The organism is Nocardia sp. NPDC050378, assembly GCF_040655675.1.
GTDB classification, from domain to species: domain Bacteria; phylum Actinomycetota; class Actinomycetes; order Mycobacteriales; family Mycobacteriaceae; genus Nocardia; species Nocardia coubleae.
The window spans coordinates 155,031-175,572 of sequence record NZ_JBFAKI010000011.1 but is presented as its reverse complement, the minus strand read 5'-3'; the positions used below and the strand labels follow the sequence as shown (position 1 = coordinate 175,572).

The window sequence follows — 20,542 nt, the reverse complement described above, 5'->3', positions numbered from 1 at the left end:
CTGAGTGTTTCGTGCGGTGATCAGATCGGCTGGAAGCCCGCGCCGACCCCACCCGCGCGGTTCACCACATCGAGGATCACCTCGATCGGCTGGAAGTAGGCGGGCGAGTGGATCGGGTTGGCGCCGTTGGTGCACGGCACGTCGAAGTCCACGGGGCCGAGGCCGGTGAGCCTGCCCTGGTTCATGCCGACGAGCCGGTCACCGACAACGACCGGACCACCGGAATCGCCCGGCTGCGAGCAGTACTGGTTGATCGAGTTGCCCTCGAGCTCACCCCACACCACACCGCAGCTGCGGCCGCTGGTCCGCCCGTCGGAGCACACGGTGGAGCCCGGCGCAGGCGCGGGGCCCAGGCCTGCCACGGTGGTCTGGCCGATCGTGCGCGTGGGCACCACCTTGGACGCATCCAGTTGCAGCACAGCGAAATCCAGGTAGTCGCCGTCGTCGGAGAAGGCGACGGTACCGATCACGCCCGCGTGCAGTGCCTGCTCCGCACCGACCTTGGCGCCGGTCGACGCGCAGTGCCCGGCGGTGAGACCGACCAGCCGGCCCGCGTTGTCGTGGCCGATGGCCGTGAGCGAGCAGCCGGAGTTGTTGTCGAAGACGATGCCCGAACCGGCACCGAGCACCACGCTCGGATCAGCCGACACGCTGCCTACACCGGCAGACGTGGTGAGCGCCCCCGCGATGGCCGCCGCGAACGCCGCCATCCGTAGAAACTTCATCAAGTACCTTTCTCCACGGCCGCGACCGGCTATGCGTCGACGTGACGCGCATCGCGAACCCGGGCGACCGTACCGCGCCCGGGTGACACAGGGCCACCTCAGAGATAGGAAGTGTCGTTGACCAGGCGCACCGAAGCGCCACCGTCGGGGTAGAACTCGGCGATGCACAGCGACGCCAGGTCCAGGTGCAACCGGTACAGCAGCGACGGGCCGACCCCGAGCGCCAACTGCAGCAGGGTCTTGATGGGAGTCACGTGGCTGACCACGACGATGTTCTCGCCGGGATACAGCGCGACCAGGTCGCGGCGCACGCCCTCGATCCGTTCGCGCACCTGGTCGAAGCTCTCACCACCGGGCGCGGGGATCGACGGGTCGCCCAGCCAGTCGGCGTGCAGCGCCGGATCCCGCTGTGCCGCTTCGGCGAAGGTGAGTCCTTCCCACTGGCCGAAATCGGTTTCGATGAGGCCGTCGAGAATGCGCAGGGGCACATCGAGTGCGGTCGCGGCGGCCTCGGCGGTGGACCGCGCCCGCTGCAACGGTGAACTCACGACGGCGGCGATATCACCTTTGGCCGCAAGCATTTTCGCGGCACGGTCGGCTTGTTCGCGGCCCAGCTCGGTGAGAGGCGGGTTGCCGCGCCCGGAGTAGCGGCGTTGCACCGACAGTTCGGTTTGGCCGTGGCGCAGCAGGAGTAGGCGGGTGGGGCGGCCGATGGCGCCGGTCCAGCCCGGGGAATAGGTGCCCTGGGCCGTCTCGCCGACGGCGACCTGATCTCCCGGCATGTAGCCCGCGGCGCGAGACTCGCGGACGGTGCCGACGAGGGCACCGTCGTCCATCGCCTCGTTCGCCAGCCGGTCGGCGTGGGAGTTCTCGGCACGTGGGATCCAGGTGAAACTCACCCGGTCGAAACCGGCGACCAGCCGACGTGCCTGTTCGGCGAGCGGAATCATGGAGGCGTGCTTGATCTTCCAGCGGCCCGACATCTGTTCGACGACGAGCTTGGAGTCCATGCGCACCGTCACCACCCGCGCACCGAGTTCGGTCGCGGCTTCCAGACCCGCGATCAGACCACGGTATTCGGCCACATTGTTCGTGGTGACGCCGACATATTCCTTGCGTTCGGCCAGCACGCGCACATGGTCGTCGGCGAAGACCACCGCGCCGTAGCCCGCCGGGCCGGGATTGCCGCGTGAGCCGCCGTCGGCTTCGACGATCACCTCACGCACACCAACCGGCCCAGCGGTCACAGTCCGGATTCCTTGGTGCGCACCATGATCGCGCCGCACTCGGGGCAGCGGACCACCGCGTCGGGCGCGGCCTTGGCGATGCGCTGCATCTCACCCCGGTCGATCTCGATGCGGCACGCACCGCAGCGGCGGGCCTGCAGCAGGGCGGCGCCGACACCGTGGGCGGCGCGCTGCTTGTCGTAGACGGCGAGCAGTTCGCCGGGGAACAGGCCGATCAGGGCGGCGCGGTCGTTCTCGCACCGTTGCTGCGCGACCTCCAGGTCGGCCATCGCCTCGTCGCGCAGGCGTTCGGCGTCGGCCAGGTCCTGGTCGGCCTTGCTGAGCCGGGCACCGGCGTGGTCGTGGTCGGCGGCCATCGCCTCACGCTGCTCCATCACGGTCAGCAGTTCGTCCTCGAGGACGGCGCGACGGCGTTCCAGGCTGCCCAGTTCGTGCTGGAGTTCGGAGAGCTGTTTGGCGGCGACGGAGCCCGAGGCGAGCATGGCGCGGTCGCGGTCCTCGCGCTTGCGCACCGCCTCGACCTCACCCTCGAGTTTGCGGATGTCACGATCCAGGTCGTCGATGCCGATCTCGACCGCGACCGCGGCGTCCTTGTAGCCGTTGCGTTCGGCCGCCAGCCGCGCGACCTCCTGCTGCTCGGGCAGCGCGGTGCGCCGGTGCGCGATCCGCGTCAGCTCGGCATCGACAGCGGCGAGCTGCAACAGCTTGGACTGGACCGACGGTTCGACATTCAACGGGCACGAACTCCTGAACACGGTGGACGGATGGATCGATCAACCGTACCGCGCCGCACGAGGCGGACACGCCATGACCCGGATCCGCGACCGAGCGGAACCGAACGGGCGCGTGGCGCGTGCTCCGCGCTGGTGAGCTTTCCGGCCGCCCCGGTGGCGGAGCCGCTGTTTCCTGCACGGACGATCGGTATCTCGAGGCGGAGTCAGCACCGGGCGGGAGCCGGTCGAGTGTGCGGGCGCACCTGAATCTCGTGGCCGTCTTCGGGCAGCGGGTGCGCTGACCGGGTTCAGCCGGTGACCGTCCACGGGTCGGTGCGAAGGGTCGACACGCGGGTGGTCAGTCCGGGCAGCGCGCGGGAGACGACGGATTCGGCCTGGACACACCACGGGAATTCGGTGGCCCAGTGGGCGGCGTCGACGAGGGCGGGGCCGCCTCGGCGGAGGTGTTCGTCGACAGGGTGGTGGCGCAGGTCGGAGGTGAGGTAGGCGTCGACGCCCGCGCGGACGGCGGCATCGAGGTAGGAGTCGCCGGCACCGCCGCAGACGGCGACCCGCTTGATCGTCCGGTCCGGGTCGCCCGCGGCTCGCACGCCCCAGACGGTGCGTGGTAGACCGTTGCCCACGCGGGCGGTGAACTCGCGCAGTGTCTCGGGTTCGGCGAGTTCGCCGATGCGGCCGATGCCGAGGGACGACGGCAGGGACGCGCGTTCGGTGACGTGGTAGGCCGGTTCCTCGTAGGGGTGGGCGGCGCGCAGGGCCGCCAGGACAGCGGTGCGCGCGGACGGGGCCGCGACGACCTCGACCGCGTCCTCGGTGACGGTCTCGACGGTTCCGACCGCGCCGATGGCCGGGTTCGCGCCGTCGACCGGCAGGAACTGGCCGGTGCCGGAGGTGTACCAGGCCGCCTCACGGTAGTCGCCGATCGCACCCGCACCGGCCGCGAACAGTGCCGACATCAAGGCAGCGGTGTGCGTCTGCGGCACCTGGATGACCCACTTGTCCATCGGGGCGACGGGTTTGGGGTCGAGCGGGCCCGTGACGGTGAGGCCGACGGCGGCGGCGAGCGCGTCGGAGACGCCGGGGTCGGCGGAATCGGCGTTGGTGTGCGCGGAGAACAATGCGCAGTCGGAGCGGATCAACCGGTGCAGCAGGGCGCCTTTCGGCGTACTCGCCGCCACGGTGTCGACGCCGCGCAACAGCAGCGGGTGATGCACGACCAAAGCCTGTGCGCCCCAAGCGATCGCCTCGTCCACGACGGCGGCGGTGGGGTCGACGGCGAACAGCACCTTCGAAACCTCTTGGTCCGGGTCACCACACACCAGGCCCACCGAATCCCACGATTCGGCCAGTTTCGGTGGGTACGCCGCGTCGAGCACCCCGATCAGTTCGGCCAGGTCGGTCACCGCCGCCTCCTTCGCTCCGCTGAACCCTGCGCCGCCGTGGGCAGGTACGACACTCGTATCATGCTGGGCCACCGCGTGTTCCGGCCATCAGACGTCGGCGGACGATGAGATCGCGCCCGTCGACCCCCTGGGCCTTCATCAGGTCGTGGTCGACGGGTCGACAGCCGATCGGCCGCACGTCGCGACCACACTGATCGCGCCGGCCTCCCGCGCGGAATCGGTATCACCACAGCGCGGCTCGCAACCCGTCGATCAGCTGATCCACCTCGTCGCGGCCCCGCACGGCTACGCGCAAGTGGTCGGGGCCGAGGCCGGGGAACGTGTCGGCGCGGCGGACGGCGATACCTCGGTCGGCGAGGTGTTTGCGGACCAGCGCGCCGTCGGTGACGCGCAGGAGCAGGTACGGGCCGGTCGCGGGGGTGTGCACGTCGATGCCGAGTGCGGTCAGACGGTCGATCATGGCGTCGCGGTCGGTGGCGATGCGCTGGGCGAGGCGACGGGACTCGGCGACGGCGGCGGGTTCGGCGGTGGCGCGGATCGCCTCGAGCTGCAGTGTGCCCAGCGGCCAGTGCGGGCGACCCTCGGTCAGCCGGGCCAGCACCTCGGGAGCACCGAGTACGTATCCGCAGCGCAGACCGGCCAGCGCCCACGTCTTGGTGAGACTGCGCAGCACCAACACGTCCGGTGCGCTCAGCCCGGCCAGCGACTCGGGTTCGCCACCGATGCCCTTCGGACGTACCGCACCGGGAACAGCGTCGGCATCCACACGGTGGGCCGCAGCGCCACCGGCCTCTACCCGCTGGGTCGCGGCGCCACCGGCCTCGTGTCGTGCAGTCGGCGAACCCGCCGACGCTCGGCGGTAGGCGACCGCGTCGGCGAAGGCCTCGTCGACGACGACGATGCGGCCCGGGCGGCGCAGGGCCCGAATGGTTTCGGCGGGGTGCAGGATCGAGGTGGGGTTGGTGGGGTTGCCCAGGACGACCAGGTCGGCTTCGTCCGGTACCCGGGCGGGGTCGAGGGTGTACGGGCGTTCGAGGACGACGCGGGTCACCGGAATGCCTGCCTCACGCAATGCCAGTTCCGGTTCGGTGAAGGACGGGTGGATGACGGCAGCCAGGCGTGGTCGCAGGCGGGGCAGCATCGCGAAGCCTTCGGCGGCGCCTGCCAGCAGCAGGACTTCGTCGGTAGTGCGGCCGTGGCGGGCGGCGACGGCCGTGCGGGCGGCGAGTTCCTCGCCTGCGTCGGGGTAACGGCCGAGGTCGGTGAGGCGGTCGGTGAGGCGGTCGCGTAGCCAGGCGGGTGGGGCCGTGCCCTGGACGTTCACCGCGAAATCGAGCATGCCCGGGCGCGCTTCCACGTCGCCGTGGTGGCGCAGCATCGCGGGGTCGACCGAGTCCTCGAACACAACTGAACACCCTACGTGGCGCCGCCGCGGCCCTACCGGCGACAATGGGACCCGTGGGAGAGCTGCACGTGACCTTCGTCTGCACAGGGAACATCTGCCGGTCGCCGATGGCGGCGAAGATGTTCGAAGCGCATCTGTACCGTGCCGGTCTGGCGAACCGGGTGCGGGTGAGCAGCGCGGGCACCGGATCGTGGCATGTCGGTGACCCCGCCGACCCGCGCACCGCCGCGACCCTGCGCCGCGCCGGTTACGCCGCCGAACACATCGCCGCCACCTTCGGCGACGAGCATCGCGACGCCGATCTGATCGTGGTGCTCGACACCAGCCACGACCGGGAACTCGCCCACCGAGGCGTCCCTACCGAACAGCGCAGGCTGCTGCGCAGCTTCGACCCCGCCGCCGACGGTGCCGACGTGCCCGACCCGTACTACGGCGACCAGACCGACTTCGACCTGGTCCGCGACCAGATCGAGGCAGCTGTCCCAGGTCTGCTCGATTGGGTACGTGCGGAACTCGAGGCCCGCGACCCCGCCGCCGCGCGACGCTGATGCGCAAACTCACCTTTCTGCTGCGCCCGAGCTGGCTGATTCTGGCGCTCGTCGTCGTCGCGTTCGCCTACCTGTGTTTCACGATCCTCGCGCCGTGGCAGCTGAACAAGAACAGCAGCACCGAGCACCGCAATCAGCTGATCGCCGACTCGGTGCAGGCCGAGCCGGTGGCTGTTACCGACATCCTCGCCGGTGATCCCGGTACCCACACCGAGTGGCGGAAGGTGATCGCCAGCGGTTCGTTCCTGCCGGATTCGACGGTGCTCGTCCGCTTGCGCCACCTGGACGGTGCGCCGGGGTACGCGGTTCTTGCCGCGTTCCGACTCGATGACGGTCGTACAGTGCTCGTCGACCGTGGTCTGGTTGCCGCGGTCGACGGGACGCGGCCGCCCGCGATTGCCGAGCCGCCGGGTGGGGCTCAGCGGATCGAGGCGCGAGTGCGGGCTTCCGAAGGCGTCGTTCCCGATAAAGTGCCGAGCACGCAGGACGGGTTCCGGCAGGTGTACACGGTCGATACCACTCAGGAATCCACGGTTCTCGGTATCCCGCTGACGCCTATCCCGACGGGTACCGATAAGGGTGGTTATCTTCAGCTCGCCGAGAATCAACCGGGCGCGTTCACACCCGTACCGCTTCCCCAACTGGATGCGGGTCCCTACCTTTCCTACGGCCTTCAATGGCTGGCCTTCGGTGTGATGGCTCCGCTCGGGCTCGGGTATTTCGTGTTCGCCGAAATGCGGGCTCGCCGTCGTGAGCGTGGCGAGGTCGGAGCCGAGGTGGCCGATCATTCTGCTTCGACGTCCGCGGAGAGCACTACGGAAGCACGTCTCGCCGATCGGTACGGCCGCACTCGCTGACGCTCACCTACGCAGCAATGCCAGCGCGGCGCTGACTGCTACGGCTGCGATCTGTACTGCTTCCGACATGCGGACGGCTCTGCGAAGATCGTCGGTTTCGGGGGCGCGCCCGGTTCCCAGGGTCGGGCGTAGTTCCGCTCCGTAGCGGTATTGGGTGCGGCCGCCGAGTCGAACTCCGAGGGCACCGGCCATCGATGCCTCGACGACTCCGGCGTTGGGACTCGGGTGTTTGCGCGCGTCCTGGCGCCAGGCTTGCCAGGACTGGCCGGGGGTTCCGCCGACCAGGGGCGCCAGCACCACTGTGAGCAGTCCGGTCACCCGCGCGGGGAGGAGGTTCGCCACATCGTCGGTGCGGGCGGCTGCCCAGCCGAAACGTTGATAGCGCTCGTTGCGGTAGCCGACCATCGCGTCGAGTGTGTTCACGGCTCGATATGTCAGCAGGCCGGGCACACCGGCCACAGCACCCCACAGCAGCGGTGCGACGGTGGCGTCGGAGGTGTTCTCGGCGATGGATTCCAGTGCGGCGCGGGCCAATCCGTCGGCGTCGAGGACCGAGGGGTCGCGTCCGCACAGCGAGGGCAGCAGTTCGCGGGCGGCGTCGATATCGCCTGCGTCGAGCCGGTCGGCCATGTCGTGTCCGGCCCGGGCAAGACTGCGGCCGCCTAGAACGGTCCAGGTGGCGAGGGTTGTCGCGAGCAGGCCGCCGCGCGCGGCCACCGCACCGAACGCGAGGACCGAGCCGACCGCCACGGTCTCGTGCAGGATTCCGGCGCGGTGGGTGTCGGCGTAGGTTCGCTGCTCCCATGCCGCTGCCGCCGTGCCGAATCCGGCAACGGGATGCCAGCGGCGTGGGTCGGCGAATACCCGGTCGAGTGCGAAACCGAGCAGCAGTCCCGCGGCGGTCGAAATCCCCTTGTGCACGGGGCGAGGTTAACCGGTGGGGCAGCGATGTCACACCGGATGCGTCTGCTTCGTCGTCTCCATGACAGCATCCTGGGCGACCCGCCCACTCTCGACCGAACGGCTGGCACGATGACCGACACCGCGAACCTCGACCGCGCGGAACTGGCGCGACGCTTCGAGGAGCACCGCGCCTACCTGCGCAGGCTCGCCTACAGCACCCTCGGCAGCCTGGCCGACGCCGAGGACGTGGTGCAGGAGGCATGGCTGCGGCTGCAACGGCAGCACGAGGCGGGCAAGGCGGGCGAGATCGACAATCTGCGCGCCTGGCTCACCACCGTGACGGGCAGGCTCGCCCTCGACCAGCTCGGGTCCGCGCGGGCCCGGCGCGAACAGTACGTCGGCGAGTGGTTGCCGGAACCGGAGGTCAGCACCATGGACGATCCAGCCGACCGCATCACCCAGGACGAACGGGTCACCACCGCACTGCTGGTCGTGCTCGAATCGCTCTCACCCGCCGAACGCACGGCCTTCGTACTCCAGGACGTGTTCGGGATGTCGGGTCCGGAGGTCGCCGAGGTGGTCGGGCGCACCCCGGCCGCGGTACGTCAGCTGGCCTCGCGTGCCCGTAGGCACGTGGAGAGCGGCACGCCGCGATTCCCGGCGTCGCCCGCCGAACAGGAGAAGGTGGTGTCGGCGTTCGCCCTGGCCTGGCGCTCGGGTGACCTGAGTTCGCTGCTCGGCGTGCTGGACGAGAAGGTGGTGCTCACCGCCGACGGTGGCGGCAAGGTGCCCGCGATCCGCCAGCCGGTGCGCGGCGCCGAACTCATCGCCAAGATGCTGCTCGGCTGGTACCACGCACCGTCGGCGACCGATGCCTGGGGCCGTGCGGTGCTGGTCAACGGCGCACCGGGGCTGGTGGTGTTCGACGGCAACCACATCGGCGTCTTCTCGTTCGTCGTCGACGACGGGCGCATCGTCGCCATCAACGTGGTCCGCAACCCTGACAAGCTGCGCGACCTGCCCACCGAGGGCGCACCCGACTGGTACATGGGCCGCGCCGAGGACTAGCCGTACATGTGACAAGCCGAGCCTTTACCTTCCCGGCTACCGGGAAGATCTCTGTGCCCCGTCCGGCCGGTCCGGTTCAGTAGTGCAACGTGTCGCACGGTGTGGCCGGTCGGGCAGGGTAGGGAGTCGATGGTGGGTTCGGAACGAATCGTGGTGGTGACCGGCGCCAGTCGCGGCGCGGGCAAAGGCATCGCGCTCGCGCTGGGGGAAACCGGGGCGACGGTCTACGTCACCGGGCGAACACGGAACGAAGGCGATTCCCCACTGCCGGGCACAGTATTCGCGACCGCCGAGGAGATCACCCGCCGCGGCGGCCACGGCGTGCCCGTAGTCCTCGACCATCGCGACGATGCCCAGGTCGAGTCGTTCTTCGCACGTCTTCGCGACGAGCACGGACGGCTCGACATCCTGGTCAACAACGCTCTCGCGGTACCCGACGGCCTGACCGCGAAGGGGCCGTTCTGGGAAAAGCCGCTCACCTTGCTCGACCTGCTGGATGTGGGTATGCGCTCGAGCTACGTCGCCACCTACTACGCCGCACCGCTGCTGGTGGCCAATGGTGCGGGATTGGTCGTGAACACGTCGTCGTTCGGCGGCACCTGCTATATGCACGGGCCCGCGTACGGTGCGGGCAAGGCGGCGGTGGACAAAATGGCGCACGACATGGCCGTCGACTTCCGTCCGTGGAACGTGGCGGTCGTCTCGATCTGGATGGGCCTGCTCGCGACCGAGCGCACGCTCGCCGCGTTAGCCGCGAATCCGGGCGCCTACGACGGTCTTGCCGCGACAGCCGAATCGCCGGAATTCACCGGTCGTGTCATCGACGCCCTCGCGCGCGATCCCGAGTTGATGGACCGTACCGGCCAGGTGCTCATCGGCGCCGAGATCGCGCGGGAACTCGGCGTCGAAGACACCCGGGGCCAGCACCCGCCTTCGCACCGGCCATTCCTCGGTAACCCTCCGGTGTACTCCGACGCGGTCGTCGACTGACCTCGCAACAACGACTATTCGCTCATCACCTCCACACCCGGGCAGGCAACAGATGGATCTCGCACAACGCATCGACACCCTCGAACAGATCGAAGCGATCAAACAACTCAAGCACCGGTACTGGCGAGCCTGTGACAGCAAGGACCCGAAGACGATGCGGGACTGCTTCATCCGCTCCGGCGCCGACCTGGACTACGGCCGTATCGGCACCTTCGACGACGCAGGGCCCCTGGTCGACATCTTCACCCGCATCGCGTTGCACAAGGTCGACGGCAAACACGTCGTCCTCGACATGCATCACGGCATCCACCCCGACATCACCCTCACCGGGGAACGCACCGCGACAGGCCGGTGGACCCTGCGGTTTCGCCAGGTCAATCTGATCGACAACACCGAGTTCGTCTCCACGGGCGACTACGACGACGACTACGTGATCGAGGACGGCCGCTGGAAGATGTCGCGCAGTCATTTCACGGAGCGCTGGTCGATCACCCGCCCGCTCCTGGCGGACTCGGTCATCGCCGAGGGGATCTTCGCGGAGCCCTAGACCCCAAGCGAATACCCGTGCGCGGCGGCCACTTCCGCGGACAGCAGCTTCCCGTCGACCGCGGTGAGCCCGGCCGACAACCCCGGGTCGGCGGTGCACGCGCCACGCCAGCCGTTGTCGGCGATGGCCAGCGCGTAGGGCAGGGTGGCGTTCGTGAGCGCGACGGTGGAGGTGTGCGGGACGGCGCCGGGCATGTTCGCGACACAGTAGAACAGCGAATTGCCCACGGGGAAGGTGGGATTCGCGTGGGTCGTCGGCCGGGTCGACTCGAAGCAACCGCCCTGGTCGACGGCGATGTCGACGAGTACCGACCCCGGCCGCATCCGCGCGACCAGCTCGTCGGACACCAGCTTCGGCGCCTTGGCCCCTGGCACGAGCACCGACCCGATCACCAGATCGGCGGCGAGCACGGCCTTCTCGATCTCGAGGGCGTGCGAGGCCAGGGTGCCGACCCGCCCGGCGAACCGGGCGTCGAGTTCGCGCAACCGGGCCAGATTCGTGTCGAGCACGCTCACCCGCGCACCCATCCCCACCGCGACGCTCGCCGCGTTGGTGCCCGCCACGCCACCGCCGAGCACCACCACGTCGGCGGGCCGGACCCCGGGCACGCCGCCGAGCAGCACGCCTTCCCCGCCCATCGGCGCCATCAGGTGATAGGCACCGACCTGCGCGCTGAGCTTGCCCGCCACCTCGCTCATCGGCGCGAGCAACGGCAACGAACCGTCGGCCGCCCGGACCGTCTCGTAGGCGATGGCGGTGATCCCCGACGCCAGGATCGCGTCGGTACAGTCCTTCGACGCGGCCAGATGCAGATACGTGAACAGCACCTGCTCGCGCCGCATCAGCGAATACTCCTGGGCGATGGGTTCTTTCACCTTCAACACCAGATCGGACTCGGCCCACACCTGGTCGGCGTCGACCGCGATCCGCGCACCGGCGGCCCGGTAGTCGTCGTCGGCGAAGCCCGAGCCGACGCCCGCACCCGCCTGCACGAGCACCTCGTGTCCGTGGGCGGCGAGCTCCGCGGCACCGGCCGGAGTCAGCGCGACCCGGAATTCTTGCGGTTTTACCTCGGCCGGAACACCGGAAGTTACGCCCGTTGCCGTCATTCACCCAGACTAGGTCCTGTTTCGGCGGTCCGCAGTCGAATCCGTCGCGTGTCCGGATCCCTCCCTCGCAGGCGCTGCGACCACCGGGCGGCGGCCCACCGCGCCCGACGCCGGGGCACAGCGCGATAATCGCCGCATGATCATCAAGGTGAGCGGGTTCGCGCCCGAGATCGACGAGTCAGCATGGATCGCGCCGAACGCGACCGTGATCGGGCGGGTGCGCCTGGGCGCCGAGGTCGGAGTCTGGTACTCGGCGGTACTGCGCGGTGACCTCGAACAGATCACCGTCGGCGCCCGCACCAACATCCAGGACGGGTGCGTGCTGCACGCCGACCCAGGCTTCCCGCTCACCGTCGGTTCCGGTGTGTCGGTGGGGCACAACGCGATTCTGCACGGGTGCACCATCGGCGACGACGTGCTCGTCGGCATGGGTGCCACCGTGCTCAACGGCGCGGTGATCGGTGCGGGCACCCTGATCGCGGCCAACGCGCTCATCCCCGAGGGCGCCCAGATTCCGCCCGGCTCGCTGGTTGCCGGGGTGCCGGGCAAGGTACGTCGCGAACTCACCGAGGCACAGCAGGACGGCATCAAGCTCAACGCCGCTGTGTACCTACACAATCTCGCCACGCATCGGGACGCCGAAGTGTTGTGACGCATCACACTGAGCAAATGACCAGTAGGGAAACCTGATAACATTTGCCCTGCGTATCGCGACCGGTCCACCGAGTCTTCAGGGCCGGCACCGGTACGCGGGGCAGGAGGTATCACGGTGGCATACGCGCAGGTAGGTGTGCACCGATCCGGGGGCAGGCTCAGCGTGGCCGATATCGCGGCACAACCAGGCGGTATCGAGGCACTTCAGTGCCGTGTTCACGAATTACGTTCCCGGGGTGTGCATTTCGCGGCAAACGCGATCGAGCAGGAGATGGTCGCGCTGGATCTCCCACCACGGGGATAATGGGCTGATGCCCACTGTCTCGACCATCCTCGCGCGGATCCTGGAAAAGCCTGTCACCGACGGGGAGAAACTGCTCGACAGCGCGTTGTCGGCGTTTCTGGATTTCGGGATCAAACGGACAAGCATGGGCGAGATCGCGCGCCGCGCCGGCATCAGCCCGGCCACCCTGTACCGCCGCTTCGAATCCAAGAACGACCTGGTCGAAGCGGTAGGCGTGCGTGAGGCGCAGCGCTATGTGGGCGAGATCGACGAGCGGGTCCGCGCGGTCACCGAACCCGAGGACCGGCTGGTCGAGATCTTCGTCGCCTTCGTCACGACCATCGCGGGCAACGAACTGCTGCGACGGTTGCTCGGCACCGAACCGGAGATGATCCTGCCCAAACTCACCACCGACGCCGGTCCCATTCTGGCGGTGGGACGTGAATATCTCGCCGACAAGCTGCGTGAGGTGCAGGCGGGCTCCCCCGACTTCGACCCCGATCTGGTCGCCGAGATCATGGCCCGGCTCGCCCTCTCGCTGGCGCTGACACCCGACGGGCTGATCCCGCTCGACGACGCCGAGGCCGGGCGGGAATTCGCGCGCCGCACGCTGCTGCCGATGGTCGGCGTGCGCCCCTCCTACTGAACGGGCACCCCGAACGCCTCGGCGACGGCTTCGTCCAGGGCGGCGTCGGGCACCGCGACACCGTCTTCCAGGAGACCACGCACGCGACGCACGATCTCGACGGCGGCCGGACCGCACGGGTCGGGCAGGGGCAGCCGGGCGACGTACTGGGTGATCCAGCGGCGCCTGCCCGAATACAGACGGTTGCCGCAGACCGCGTCGTAGAAGCGCAGGCCGAGAGCCGAATTCGCCACGCCCATCAGCAGATACGCCAGGTCGGTCGCGGACTCGCCCGCGTCGAGGTCGGTGAGCGAGATCCAGTAGCAGTCGCCGTTCACCACGGCACCGGAGCGGTCGAGGGCGAAGCGGGGTCGTTCGCTGATATCGGGGAAGACGAGTTTCGGCGCACCCCACAGGTGTGGTCGTTGCGGCACCCAGATCTCGTACCACTCGCGGCCACCGTCGAGAACATAGCGTCGACCGGACAGCGCCTCCTCATGAGTACGCAGATACTCTGCTGCGCAGGGGAATTCGGCAAGATCGACCGGAGTGCGCCGAGTTTGCCGCAGGTCATAGGGGTAGAGCACTCTGGTGCCACGATCCTTGTTGATCCGCCACCGCTCGAGGTCGTGGTGAGTGATCAAGGGCTGCAGCAGTTCTCGCTCGGGCGTGGGGTCGAGGTCGTCCCAGTGGTCGGAGATGAACACCCGATCGGCGGTCGTCTTGATACCCACCCGGATTCGCGCGGTCTCGCCGAAGGTGTGCCAGGTTCGGTCGGCGATCTTGTCGAGCCAGCGGTCGACAGCCGGCCGTGACATCCGCCAGACCGTCTCGCCGTGCGGAGGTTCGTGATCACTGTTCCCCCGGCCGATCGATGGTCCGTTCGCCGCTTCCCGCCCCTGCGATGCCAACGTGCCCACTTCTACCGCGAACACCCGTCCCCCGGCCCCGACCAGACAGTCGACTTCTCCGGCCAGTGCATCGAATAAATCTGTCCCGCAGCCGGTTTCACAGCCAGGTTGCTCATAGACGGAGACGTACCGGCAACCGACCGAGCTCTCGGCAACATTCGCCGGAACGCTTCGCTTCGAGAATCCGAGGGCGGACAGGGAATCGGTGGGCACTGTGGCGGGCGCCGCAGCATCGCCCGCCACAGTGCCGGACGCCGAGGTGGAAGCCGCGGCATACGCGCGCGTTCCGCGGTTCTGATGCGCATTGCCGGCGCCTGCACCGCTCACACCGTCACCGGCCGGGATCGTGTCGTCGCCGGGAATCGCGCGGGCATGCGCGATGCTCGCCGCTGATCTGGTGGCGATGGTGATCGCGGGGAGGACGGCGGCGGAGAAGAGTTTGGTGTCGCCGAGGTCGTAGAGCTCGACCGGGGTCAGGTCGGCGGTCAGGATACGGCGCAGGTTCGCACCCGCTCGGGTGGTGAGAAACCTGTTGGCACAGAGCAATCCGAGCACTCCACCCGGCGCGAGGAGACGCGGCGCCAAGGCGACGAAGGGGTGGGTGAGATCGATGCGACCACGGAGCCCGAATTTTCGGCTGAGCAATTGCGCGGTGGCCCCGCCGAGCTGCTGCGTGCGCACATACGGCGGGTTGCTGATGATCAGATCGAAGGAGCCCTTCGCCAGACGCGGCGCCTTCGCCAGGAAATCGCCTGCCCGGCAGTTGATCTCGACCCCCTCGGCCGCGGCCCGTACCAGCGTTTCGCCGACGGCGGCACGGTCCAGGTCGTATCCGGTGAGCCGGACCGCGACCTCCGGTGCGCAGGAGACCATCTCCCGATGCACCGCGAGCAGCAGCTCCCCGTCACCACAGGCCGGGTCGAGCACCCGCAACTCGGCGCCGCACGGGGCGTACAGCAGTGCCCGGCGCGCCAGGAACCGCGCCAGCTCCGGCGGGGTGTAGTGCCTGCCGTGCCGTTTGCGCTCCTGCGCATCGCGGGACTGCAACGCCATGGGTCCGATTGTGCCCCGCCGCGCACCGATTGCGCGTCAGGCGCGGGCTGCCGCGGGCTCCCGGCCACAGTCGGCCGCCCCCGACCCACGCGTGGTGTGAACCTGCCGCGGCCGTGGGAATCGGGTCAGGACCGGTGCGGCGACTCGCGGCAGGGTCGGCTCGCTGTGGTGAAACTCCGCACCGCCGCGATCGCTTGTTGTTGCCCGTACCGGCGCAGGCGGATACCGCCGAATACGCGCCGACCCTGATCCTCCCGGATCCCTTCTCGCGCTCCTGCCGTGCCGGTCGGCGGCCATGACCGTCGCCCGGCGATCAGAACCCGCCCCGCCCGAATCTTCGTGGCGCGGGCGGGTTCCGTGTTTCCACCCCGACTGCTAAATTGGTCTCAAAATGAGACCAGTTCTCACGACCGACCGAGGAGCCGCGCGATGGCGCCGACCGACCACCCCGATTTCGCCGCCCTGCAGCGCCTGGCCGACGAACGCTGGACCTGCAGGCAATTCAAGCCCGATCAAGTCGAGCGCGCCACGATCGAACAGCTCCTCACCCTCGGACAGCGCACTCCGTCCTGGTGCAACACGCAGCCCTGGCAGGTCGTCGTCACCGCGGGCGAGGGCACCGATCGGTTCCGCAAGGAACTCCTCGCGCACGTCCAAACCGACGCCACCGCACCGGATTTCGAGTTCCCGGCCGCCTACGAGGGCGTCTACCGCGACCGGCGCCGCGCCTGCGGATTCCAGCTCTACGACAGCGTCGGAATCGTCAAGGGCGACCACGAGAAGACCATGCGGCAGATGGTCCGCAATTTCGAGCTCTTCGACGCACCGCACGTCGCGATCGTCACCTCCGAAGCCGATCTCGGCGTCTACGGCGCCATCGACTGCGGTCTGTGGCTGGAGAACTTCCTGCTCGGCGCCCAGGCCCTCGGCCTCGGCGCCGCACCCCAGGCGGCGCTGGCCTCCTACTCCCCCTTCATCCACGAGTACTTCGGCATCCCCGACACCCGCAAGGTCGTGTTCGGTGTCTCCTTCGGCTACCCCGACCTGGACCACCCGATCAACGGCTTCCGCACCGCCCGCGCCCCCCTCGACGACCAGGTCATCTGGCACACCTCCTGAATCAAGATCATCACGCTCTGGTGGCGGCATCGGCCGAGAGGCGAACGCCACCAGAGCGTGGTGATCAGCCGACCAGTCAGGCGGCGCCGGTGATTCCGGGGCCCGCCTGCGGTTCGATATCGCGAGCGGTGACCTCGGCGTGGCAGACGTCGCAGGTGAGGTGGACGTGGGCTTCGCCGGTGCAGTCGCGGTGGCGGTATTCGACCGGCGGACCCTCGGGGGCCATGTAGGTGTCGCCCCAGTCGCGGATCGCCATCAGGATCGGATAGATGGCGTGGCCTTTTTCGGTGAGGCGGTATTCCTCGTAGGCGCCGTCATCGACGGGGCGTTTGACCAGGATCTCGTGCTCGACGAGGCGATCGAGCCGGTCGTGCAGGCGGCTGCGGGAGATGCCGAGCGCGCTCTGGAAGGCATTGAACCGGCGAACCCCCGCGAAGCAGTATTTGAGGATCAGCAAGGTCCACCGATCCCCGAAGATCACCAACGGCCTCGTGATCGAACACGGGACGTCGGCGAGTTCCTCATAGCGCACCCTGCCATTATGCGCGTGGCTCCCGCCTGCGTGATCTCATCGGCGCGGGCTACGCGCCGTCGCCGCCGTCCCGCAGGGCATGGATCATGCCGCGCAGGATCCGGGACGCGTCCGCGCGCTCCGACTCGGTCATACCCGCCAGCATCCTGTCCTCGACGGACCGAACCGCCACCGTGGCCTTCTCGAGGCTGCGCCTACCGCGCGGAGTGAGCCGCGTCGGCAACGCTTTCCCAACGGGCGCGGCCTCGGGTCTGGTCACGTAGCCGTCGCGCTCCAGCGCCTGGAGCAGCACGTTCATCGTCTGCCGGGTCACGAACGCGCCCCGCGCCAGCTCCGAGTTCGACAGGCCCGGCCGCTGCGCCAGCAGCTCGAGGCACGAGTAGTGCGTGATGCTCATCCCCAGCGGCCGCAACACCTCCTCCATGGCGACACGCAGCGCGCTCGACGCCTCCTTGAGCAGGTAACCCAGTGACGTCTCCAGGTCGACGCCGTCTTGACTCATGTCAGCATTCTGACATAGCTTGGCAGATGTCAGAAAACTGACACACCGAACAGGAGCATCATCATGCCCGTCACCGGCCCCGACTTCCTCTCGCTCCAAGCACGCGACCTCGATGCGTCACGGGCGTTCTACGAGCAGTACCTCGGCCTCGTCCGCGCGCGGACCGGCCCGCCACACGCTGTGGTCTTCGAGACGACACCGATCGCCTTCGCGCTCCGCGAGCTCGTCCCGGGCACCGACCTCACCTCAGCACCGCACCCCGGCCTCGGCGCCGCGATATGGCTCCACGCCACCGACGTCCAAGCCATCCACGATGCCCTGGCCGCCGACGGCCACCCCATCGTCAGCCCACCCGTCGACGGCCCCTTCGGCCGCACCTTCACCTTCGCCGACCCCGACGGCTACCACATCACCCTCCACGACCGCGCCTGACCGAGAGCGGTCGGGCGAGGCCATGACAGCGAATAGGCCGCCGCCCCTCCTGGTTTCGAGGAGGGGCGGCGGCCGTTGGTCGTCTGGGATCAGAGCGGGATGTTCTTGTGATGGCTCTTGCGGGCAGGGGCCGAAGCCAGGGCCGCGGCGAGGGTGCTGCGGGTCTTGGCCGGGTCGATCACCTGGTCGACCACGCCGATCGCGACGGCACGTTCCACGCCACCGGCGATCTTCTCGTGCTCGGCGGTGAGCCGCTCGTGCAGCGCCTCACGCTCGTCCTCCGGTGCGGCGGCCAGCGCCTTCTTGTGCAGGATGCCGACCGCGGCCTTGGCGCCCATGACGGCGACTTCCGAACCGGGCCAGGCGAATACGGCGGTGGCACCGAGGGCCCGCGCGTTCATGGCGATGTAGGCGCCGCCGTAGATCTTGCGGGTCACCAGGGTGACGCGCGGAACCCGAGCCTCGGCGAAGGCGTGCAGCAGCTTGGCGCCACGACGCACCACACCCTCGAGTTCCTGACCGACACCCGGCAGGTACCCGGGAACATCGGTGACCACGATCAGCGGGATACCGAACGCATCGCACAACCGCACGAAACGCGAAGCCTTCTCGGCACTTTCGGAGTTCAGGCAGCCACCCAGGCGAAGCGGGTTGTTGGCGAGCACACCGACGGTGCGCCCACCGAGGCGGCCGAGACCGGTCACCATGCTGCGCGCGTAACCGCCCTGCAGCTCCTCGAACGACGACTCGGTCGTGCCGTCGGGCGACTCCACATTGTCGAGCAGCTCGTGGATGATCGGCTTCACGTCGTAGGCGCGCTTGGCCGATTCCGGCATCATCGCCTTGAGGTCGACATCGCCGTGCGCGGCCGCGACCAGATCGAACTCGCCCTGCTCGGCGAACATCGACACCAGCCTGCGGGCCCGATGCAGCGCGTCGGCCTCGTCGTCGGCGGCGATATGGCAGACGCCGGACTTCTTGAAGTGTGTGGTGGGACCACCAAGGGTCTCCATGTCGACGTTCTCGCCCGTCACCGAGCGGACCACGTCGGGACCGGTGACGAACACGCGGCCCTCCGGCGCCATGATGACCACATCGGTCAGCGCGGGGCCGTAGGCGGCGCCGCCTGCGGCGAAGCCGAGCACCACCGAAATCTGGGGAACGAGCCCCGACGCGCGGACCATGGCCTCGAAGACGAGTCCGACCGCGTGCAGCGCCTCGACACCCTCGGCCAGGCGTGCGCCACCGGAGTGCCACAGGCCGACCACGGGGATGCCGGATTCGATGGCGGTGTCGATCGCGTCGACGATGTGCTTGCAACCCTCGACGCCCATCGCGCCACCCATCACGGTGGCGTCGGAGCAATACGCGACGGTACGAACACCGTCGACCTCGCCGATCGCGGCGAGCACACCGGAGCGGTCGCGGGGATGCAGCGGCAGGATCGTGCCGGGATCGAAGAAGCGCTGGAGCCGGCCGAGCGGGTCACGCGGGTCGGTGACCGAATCCTGAAACGCGGGAGCAATGATGGTCATCGCGTCCACTCCTACCTTCGTTGTCGAAAATCTCTCGGCCTCCGCCGGATCACGGCGGAGGGTCGAACCATTCAGTTGGCCGACCCCCCACCGGGAAATCCGTGCGTCAGGCCCGACCGAAGGCGAGCGCGACGTTGTGCCCACCGAAGCCGAAGGAGTTGTTGATCGCGTACTCGATTTCCTGGCGACGGGCTTCCCCGTGCACCACATCGAGATCGATCTCCGGATCCTGGTTGTCCAGGTTCAGCGTCGGCGGAACGATGCCGTCCCGAATCGCGAGCACAGTGAGCACCGACTCGAGGGCGCCGACGGCACCGATCGAGTGACCGAGTGCCGACTTCGGCGCGTACACCGAAGCGTGGTTGCCCACCGCCAAATTGATCGCGTTCGCCTCGGCGGTGTCGCCGATGGGAGTCGCGGTCGCGTGGGCGTTGATGTGGGTGATGTCGCGCTTGGTCAGACCGGCGGTCTGCATCGCGCGGGTCATCGCCCTGGCCGCACCGGTGCCCTCGGGATCGGGAGCGACCAGGTGGAAACCGTCGGAGGTGATGCCCGCACCCAGCAGACGCGCGTGGATGGTCGCGCCGCGAGCCTTCGCGTGCTCCTCGGTCTCGATCGTCATGAGCGCGCCCGCTTCGCCGAAGACGAAACCGTCACGATCCTTGTCGAACGGACGCGAAGCACCCTTGGGGTCGTCGTTGCGCGTGCTCATCGCCCGCATCATGGAGAACGCCGCGATCGGCACCGAGTCGATGAAGCCCTCGACGCCACCGGTGACGACCATGTCGGCGTCACCCATCACGATCATCCGCCACGCGTTGGCGATGGCCTCCGAACCCGACGAGCACGCCGAGACCGGAGTGACCACTCCCGCCCTGGCCTTCAGCTCGAGACCGACGACCGCCGACGGACCGTTCGGCATGACCATCTGAACAGCCAGCGGCGAGATCTTGCGATAGCCACCGTTCTTCAGCTTGTCGACCGAGTCGATCAGCGCGTCGCCGCCACCGAGACCGGTACCGATCGCGACACCCAGGCGGTCGTGGTCGACCTCCGGGCTGCCCGCGTTCTTCCACACCTCGCGACCGAGCACGGTCGCCAGGCGCTCGACATACGCCATACGGCGGATCTCGACCCGGCTCAGGAGGGTGTCGGGGCTGACTTTCAGGTGACCGCCGATACGCACCGGCAGGTCGTATTCCTCGATGAAGGAATCCTCGAGAACGTCGATTCCGCTCTCACCGTTGAGGAGTCCCTTCCACGTCGCATCGACATCACCCGCGATCGACGTGGTCGCAGCCATGGAGGTGACGACGACGTTGGGGAAATTCCCGTTCAAGGTGGAAGGAGTGGTCACTGG

At 68.7% G+C, this 20,542-nt stretch carries 21 protein-coding genes; 9 read left to right on the top strand and 12 right to left on the bottom strand.

Translation table 11 applies throughout. The annotated features are described in order from the left end of the window. Positions 1–20 precede the first annotated feature (20 nt). The 5 genes from AB0I35_RS23405 to cobC all read right to left on the bottom strand — a co-directional run bounded on the left by AB0I35_RS23405 (position 21) and on the right by cobC (position 5,514). Positions 21–725, bottom strand: a complete 705-nt coding sequence (locus AB0I35_RS23405; RefSeq protein WP_243749924.1) for a S1 family peptidase — start codon at positions 723–725, stop codon at positions 21–23. A gap of 98 nt (positions 726–823) precedes the next feature. Then, on the bottom strand, positions 824–1,951 hold the full coding sequence (locus tag AB0I35_RS23400) for a bifunctional RNase H/acid phosphatase (protein ID WP_357398385.1): 1,128 nt from the start codon (positions 1,949–1,951) through the stop codon (positions 824–826). A gap of 17 nt (positions 1,952–1,968) precedes the next feature. Continuing rightward, positions 1,969–2,706 carry a C4-type zinc ribbon domain-containing protein gene (locus AB0I35_RS23395; protein ID WP_357398314.1) on the bottom strand — a complete coding sequence of 246 codons (738 nt, stop codon included), beginning with the start codon at positions 2,704–2,706 and terminating at the stop codon, positions 1,969–1,971. Between the two features lie 287 nt (positions 2,707–2,993). Continuing rightward, positions 2,994–4,109 (bottom strand): Nif3-like dinuclear metal center hexameric protein, encoded by a 1,116-nt coding sequence (locus AB0I35_RS23390; protein ID WP_357398313.1) that lies wholly within the window; start codon positions 4,107–4,109, stop codon positions 2,994–2,996. A gap of 223 nt (positions 4,110–4,332) precedes the next feature. After that, complete coding sequence (gene cobC / locus AB0I35_RS23385) at positions 4,333–5,514, bottom strand: Rv2231c family pyridoxal phosphate-dependent protein CobC (protein WP_357398311.1); 1,182 nt, start codon at positions 5,512–5,514, stop codon at positions 4,333–4,335. Positions 5,515–5,558: 44 nt separating this feature from the next. Between cobC and AB0I35_RS23380 the strand changes: the two genes are divergently transcribed. Beyond that, positions 5,559–6,062, top strand: a complete 504-nt coding sequence (locus AB0I35_RS23380) for a low molecular weight protein-tyrosine-phosphatase (protein WP_357398309.1) — start codon at positions 5,559–5,561, stop codon at positions 6,060–6,062. Then, entirely contained in the window at positions 6,062–6,919 is an 858-nt protein-coding gene (locus AB0I35_RS23375; protein ID WP_357398308.1) for an SURF1 family cytochrome oxidase biogenesis protein, read from the top strand. Before AB0I35_RS23380 ends, AB0I35_RS23375 begins: the two co-directional genes overlap by 1 nt. Positions 6,920–6,922: 3 nt before the next feature. Here AB0I35_RS23375 and AB0I35_RS23370 read toward each other — a convergent pair whose 3' ends face one another. Then, complete coding sequence (locus AB0I35_RS23370; RefSeq protein ID WP_357398307.1) at positions 6,923–7,840, bottom strand: cobalamin biosynthesis protein; 918 nt, start codon at positions 7,838–7,840, stop codon at positions 6,923–6,925. Between the two features lie 111 nt (positions 7,841–7,951). On the opposite strand from AB0I35_RS23370, the gene sigJ reads away from it, so the two are divergent. The 3 genes from sigJ to AB0I35_RS23355 all read left to right on the top strand — a co-directional run bounded on the left by sigJ (position 7,952) and on the right by AB0I35_RS23355 (position 10,427). Continuing rightward, on the top strand, positions 7,952–8,890 hold the full coding sequence (sigJ, locus tag AB0I35_RS23365) for an RNA polymerase sigma factor SigJ (RefSeq protein WP_357398306.1): 939 nt from the start codon (positions 7,952–7,954) through the stop codon (positions 8,888–8,890). A gap of 129 nt (positions 8,891–9,019) precedes the next feature. After that, positions 9,020–9,880, top strand: coding sequence for an SDR family NAD(P)-dependent oxidoreductase (locus AB0I35_RS23360; RefSeq protein ID WP_357398304.1), 861 nt, complete (start codon positions 9,020–9,022; stop codon positions 9,878–9,880). 52 nt (positions 9,881–9,932) lie between these two features. Further along, positions 9,933–10,427 carry a nuclear transport factor 2 family protein gene (locus tag AB0I35_RS23355; protein ID WP_357151651.1) on the top strand — a complete coding sequence of 165 codons (495 nt, stop codon included), beginning with the start codon at positions 9,933–9,935 and terminating at the stop codon, positions 10,425–10,427. Here the strand turns inward: AB0I35_RS23355 and ald are convergent. Next, on the bottom strand, positions 10,424–11,536 hold the full coding sequence (ald, locus tag AB0I35_RS23350) for an alanine dehydrogenase (protein WP_357398303.1): 1,113 nt from the start codon (positions 11,534–11,536) through the stop codon (positions 10,424–10,426). The genes AB0I35_RS23355 and ald overlap by 4 nt on opposite strands. 136 nt (positions 11,537–11,672) lie before the next feature. Between ald and AB0I35_RS23345 the strand changes: the two genes are divergently transcribed. Together AB0I35_RS23345 and AB0I35_RS23340 are read left to right on the top strand one after the other, a co-directional pair. Then, positions 11,673–12,188 carry a gamma carbonic anhydrase family protein gene (locus AB0I35_RS23345; RefSeq protein ID WP_067487266.1) on the top strand — a complete coding sequence of 172 codons (516 nt, stop codon included), beginning with the start codon at positions 11,673–11,675 and terminating at the stop codon, positions 12,186–12,188. A gap of 313 nt (positions 12,189–12,501) precedes the next feature. Beyond that, a complete protein-coding gene (locus AB0I35_RS23340) occupies positions 12,502–13,119 on the top strand; it encodes a TetR/AcrR family transcriptional regulator (protein ID WP_067487261.1) in 618 nt (205 codons plus the stop codon). Here the strand turns inward: AB0I35_RS23340 and AB0I35_RS23335 are convergent. After that, positions 13,113–15,062 carry an N-6 DNA methylase gene (locus tag AB0I35_RS23335; protein WP_357398301.1) on the bottom strand — a complete coding sequence of 650 codons (1,950 nt, stop codon included), beginning with the start codon at positions 15,060–15,062 and terminating at the stop codon, positions 13,113–13,115. The two genes, AB0I35_RS23340 and AB0I35_RS23335, sit on opposite strands and share 7 nt — an antisense overlap. Before the next feature lie 429 nt (positions 15,063–15,491). Here AB0I35_RS23335 and AB0I35_RS23330 point away from each other — a divergent pair, with 429 nt between their 5' ends. Continuing rightward, complete coding sequence (locus AB0I35_RS23330; protein ID WP_357398300.1) at positions 15,492–16,181, top strand: nitroreductase; 690 nt, start codon at positions 15,492–15,494, stop codon at positions 16,179–16,181. A gap of 76 nt (positions 16,182–16,257) precedes the next feature. Here the strand turns inward: AB0I35_RS23330 and AB0I35_RS23325 are convergent, their stop codons facing one another. Both AB0I35_RS23325 and AB0I35_RS23320 read right to left on the bottom strand, forming a co-directional pair. Then, on the bottom strand, positions 16,258–16,713 hold the full coding sequence (locus AB0I35_RS23325) for a helix-turn-helix domain-containing protein (RefSeq protein ID WP_357398299.1): 456 nt from the start codon (positions 16,711–16,713) through the stop codon (positions 16,258–16,260). A gap of 49 nt (positions 16,714–16,762) precedes the next feature. Further along, positions 16,763–17,215, bottom strand: a complete 453-nt coding sequence (locus AB0I35_RS23320; protein WP_357398298.1) for a MarR family transcriptional regulator — start codon at positions 17,213–17,215, stop codon at positions 16,763–16,765. A 63-nt stretch (positions 17,216–17,278) separates the two neighbouring features. On the opposite strand from AB0I35_RS23320, the gene AB0I35_RS23315 reads away from it, so the two are divergent. After that, a complete protein-coding gene (locus AB0I35_RS23315; protein ID WP_357398297.1) occupies positions 17,279–17,647 on the top strand; it encodes a VOC family protein in 369 nt (122 codons plus the stop codon). 89 nt (positions 17,648–17,736) lie between these two features. Here AB0I35_RS23315 and AB0I35_RS23310 read toward each other — a convergent pair whose 3' ends face one another. Beyond that, positions 17,737–19,182 carry a carboxyl transferase domain-containing protein gene (locus AB0I35_RS23310; RefSeq protein WP_357398296.1) on the bottom strand — a complete coding sequence of 482 codons (1,446 nt, stop codon included), beginning with the start codon at positions 19,180–19,182 and terminating at the stop codon, positions 17,737–17,739. Between the two features lie 106 nt (positions 19,183–19,288). After that, the gene (locus AB0I35_RS23305) at positions 19,289–20,539 is read right to left on the bottom strand and encodes a KasA/KasB family beta-ketoacyl-ACP synthase (RefSeq protein WP_067487248.1); all 1,251 of its coding nucleotides are present in this window, start codon (positions 20,537–20,539) and stop codon (positions 19,289–19,291) included. Positions 20,540–20,542 lie beyond the last annotated feature (3 nt).

Bases quoted from the DNA above. Each gene is read 5' to 3' on its own strand.
- AB0I35_RS23340 (WP_067487261.1), top strand. From the start codon at position 12,502: ATGCCCACTGTCTCGACCATCCTCGCGCGGATCCTGGAAAAGCCTGTC.
- AB0I35_RS23360 (WP_357398304.1), top strand. From the start codon at position 9,020: ATGGTGGGTTCGGAACGAATCGTGGTGGTGACCGGCGCCAGTCGCGGC.
- AB0I35_RS23355 (WP_357151651.1), top strand. From the start codon at position 9,933: ATGGATCTCGCACAACGCATCGACACCCTCGAACAGATCGAAGCGATC.
- AB0I35_RS23380 (WP_357398309.1), top strand. From the start codon at position 5,559: ATGGGACCCGTGGGAGAGCTGCACGTGACCTTCGTCTGCACAGGGAAC.
- AB0I35_RS23330 (WP_357398300.1), top strand. From the start codon at position 15,492: ATGGCGCCGACCGACCACCCCGATTTCGCCGCCCTGCAGCGCCTGGCC.
- sigJ (WP_357398306.1), top strand. From the start codon at position 7,952: ATGACCGACACCGCGAACCTCGACCGCGCGGAACTGGCGCGACGCTTC.
- AB0I35_RS23405 (WP_243749924.1), bottom strand. From the start codon at position 725: ATGAAGTTTCTACGGATGGCGGCGTTCGCGGCGGCCATCGCGGGGGCG.
- AB0I35_RS23345 (WP_067487266.1), top strand. From the start codon at position 11,673: ATGATCATCAAGGTGAGCGGGTTCGCGCCCGAGATCGACGAGTCAGCA.
- ald (WP_357398303.1), bottom strand. From the start codon at position 11,536: ATGACGGCAACGGGCGTAACTTCCGGTGTTCCGGCCGAGGTAAAACCG.
- AB0I35_RS23315 (WP_357398297.1), top strand. From the start codon at position 17,279: ATGCCCGTCACCGGCCCCGACTTCCTCTCGCTCCAAGCACGCGACCTC.
- AB0I35_RS23375 (WP_357398308.1), top strand. From the start codon at position 6,062: ATGCGCAAACTCACCTTTCTGCTGCGCCCGAGCTGGCTGATTCTGGCG.
- AB0I35_RS23310 (WP_357398296.1), bottom strand. From the start codon at position 19,182: ATGACCATCATTGCTCCCGCGTTTCAGGATTCGGTCACCGACCCGCGT.
- AB0I35_RS23335 (WP_357398301.1), bottom strand. From the start codon at position 15,062: ATGGCGTTGCAGTCCCGCGATGCGCAGGAGCGCAAACGGCACGGCAGG.
- AB0I35_RS23320 (WP_357398298.1), bottom strand. From the start codon at position 17,215: ATGAGTCAAGACGGCGTCGACCTGGAGACGTCACTGGGTTACCTGCTC.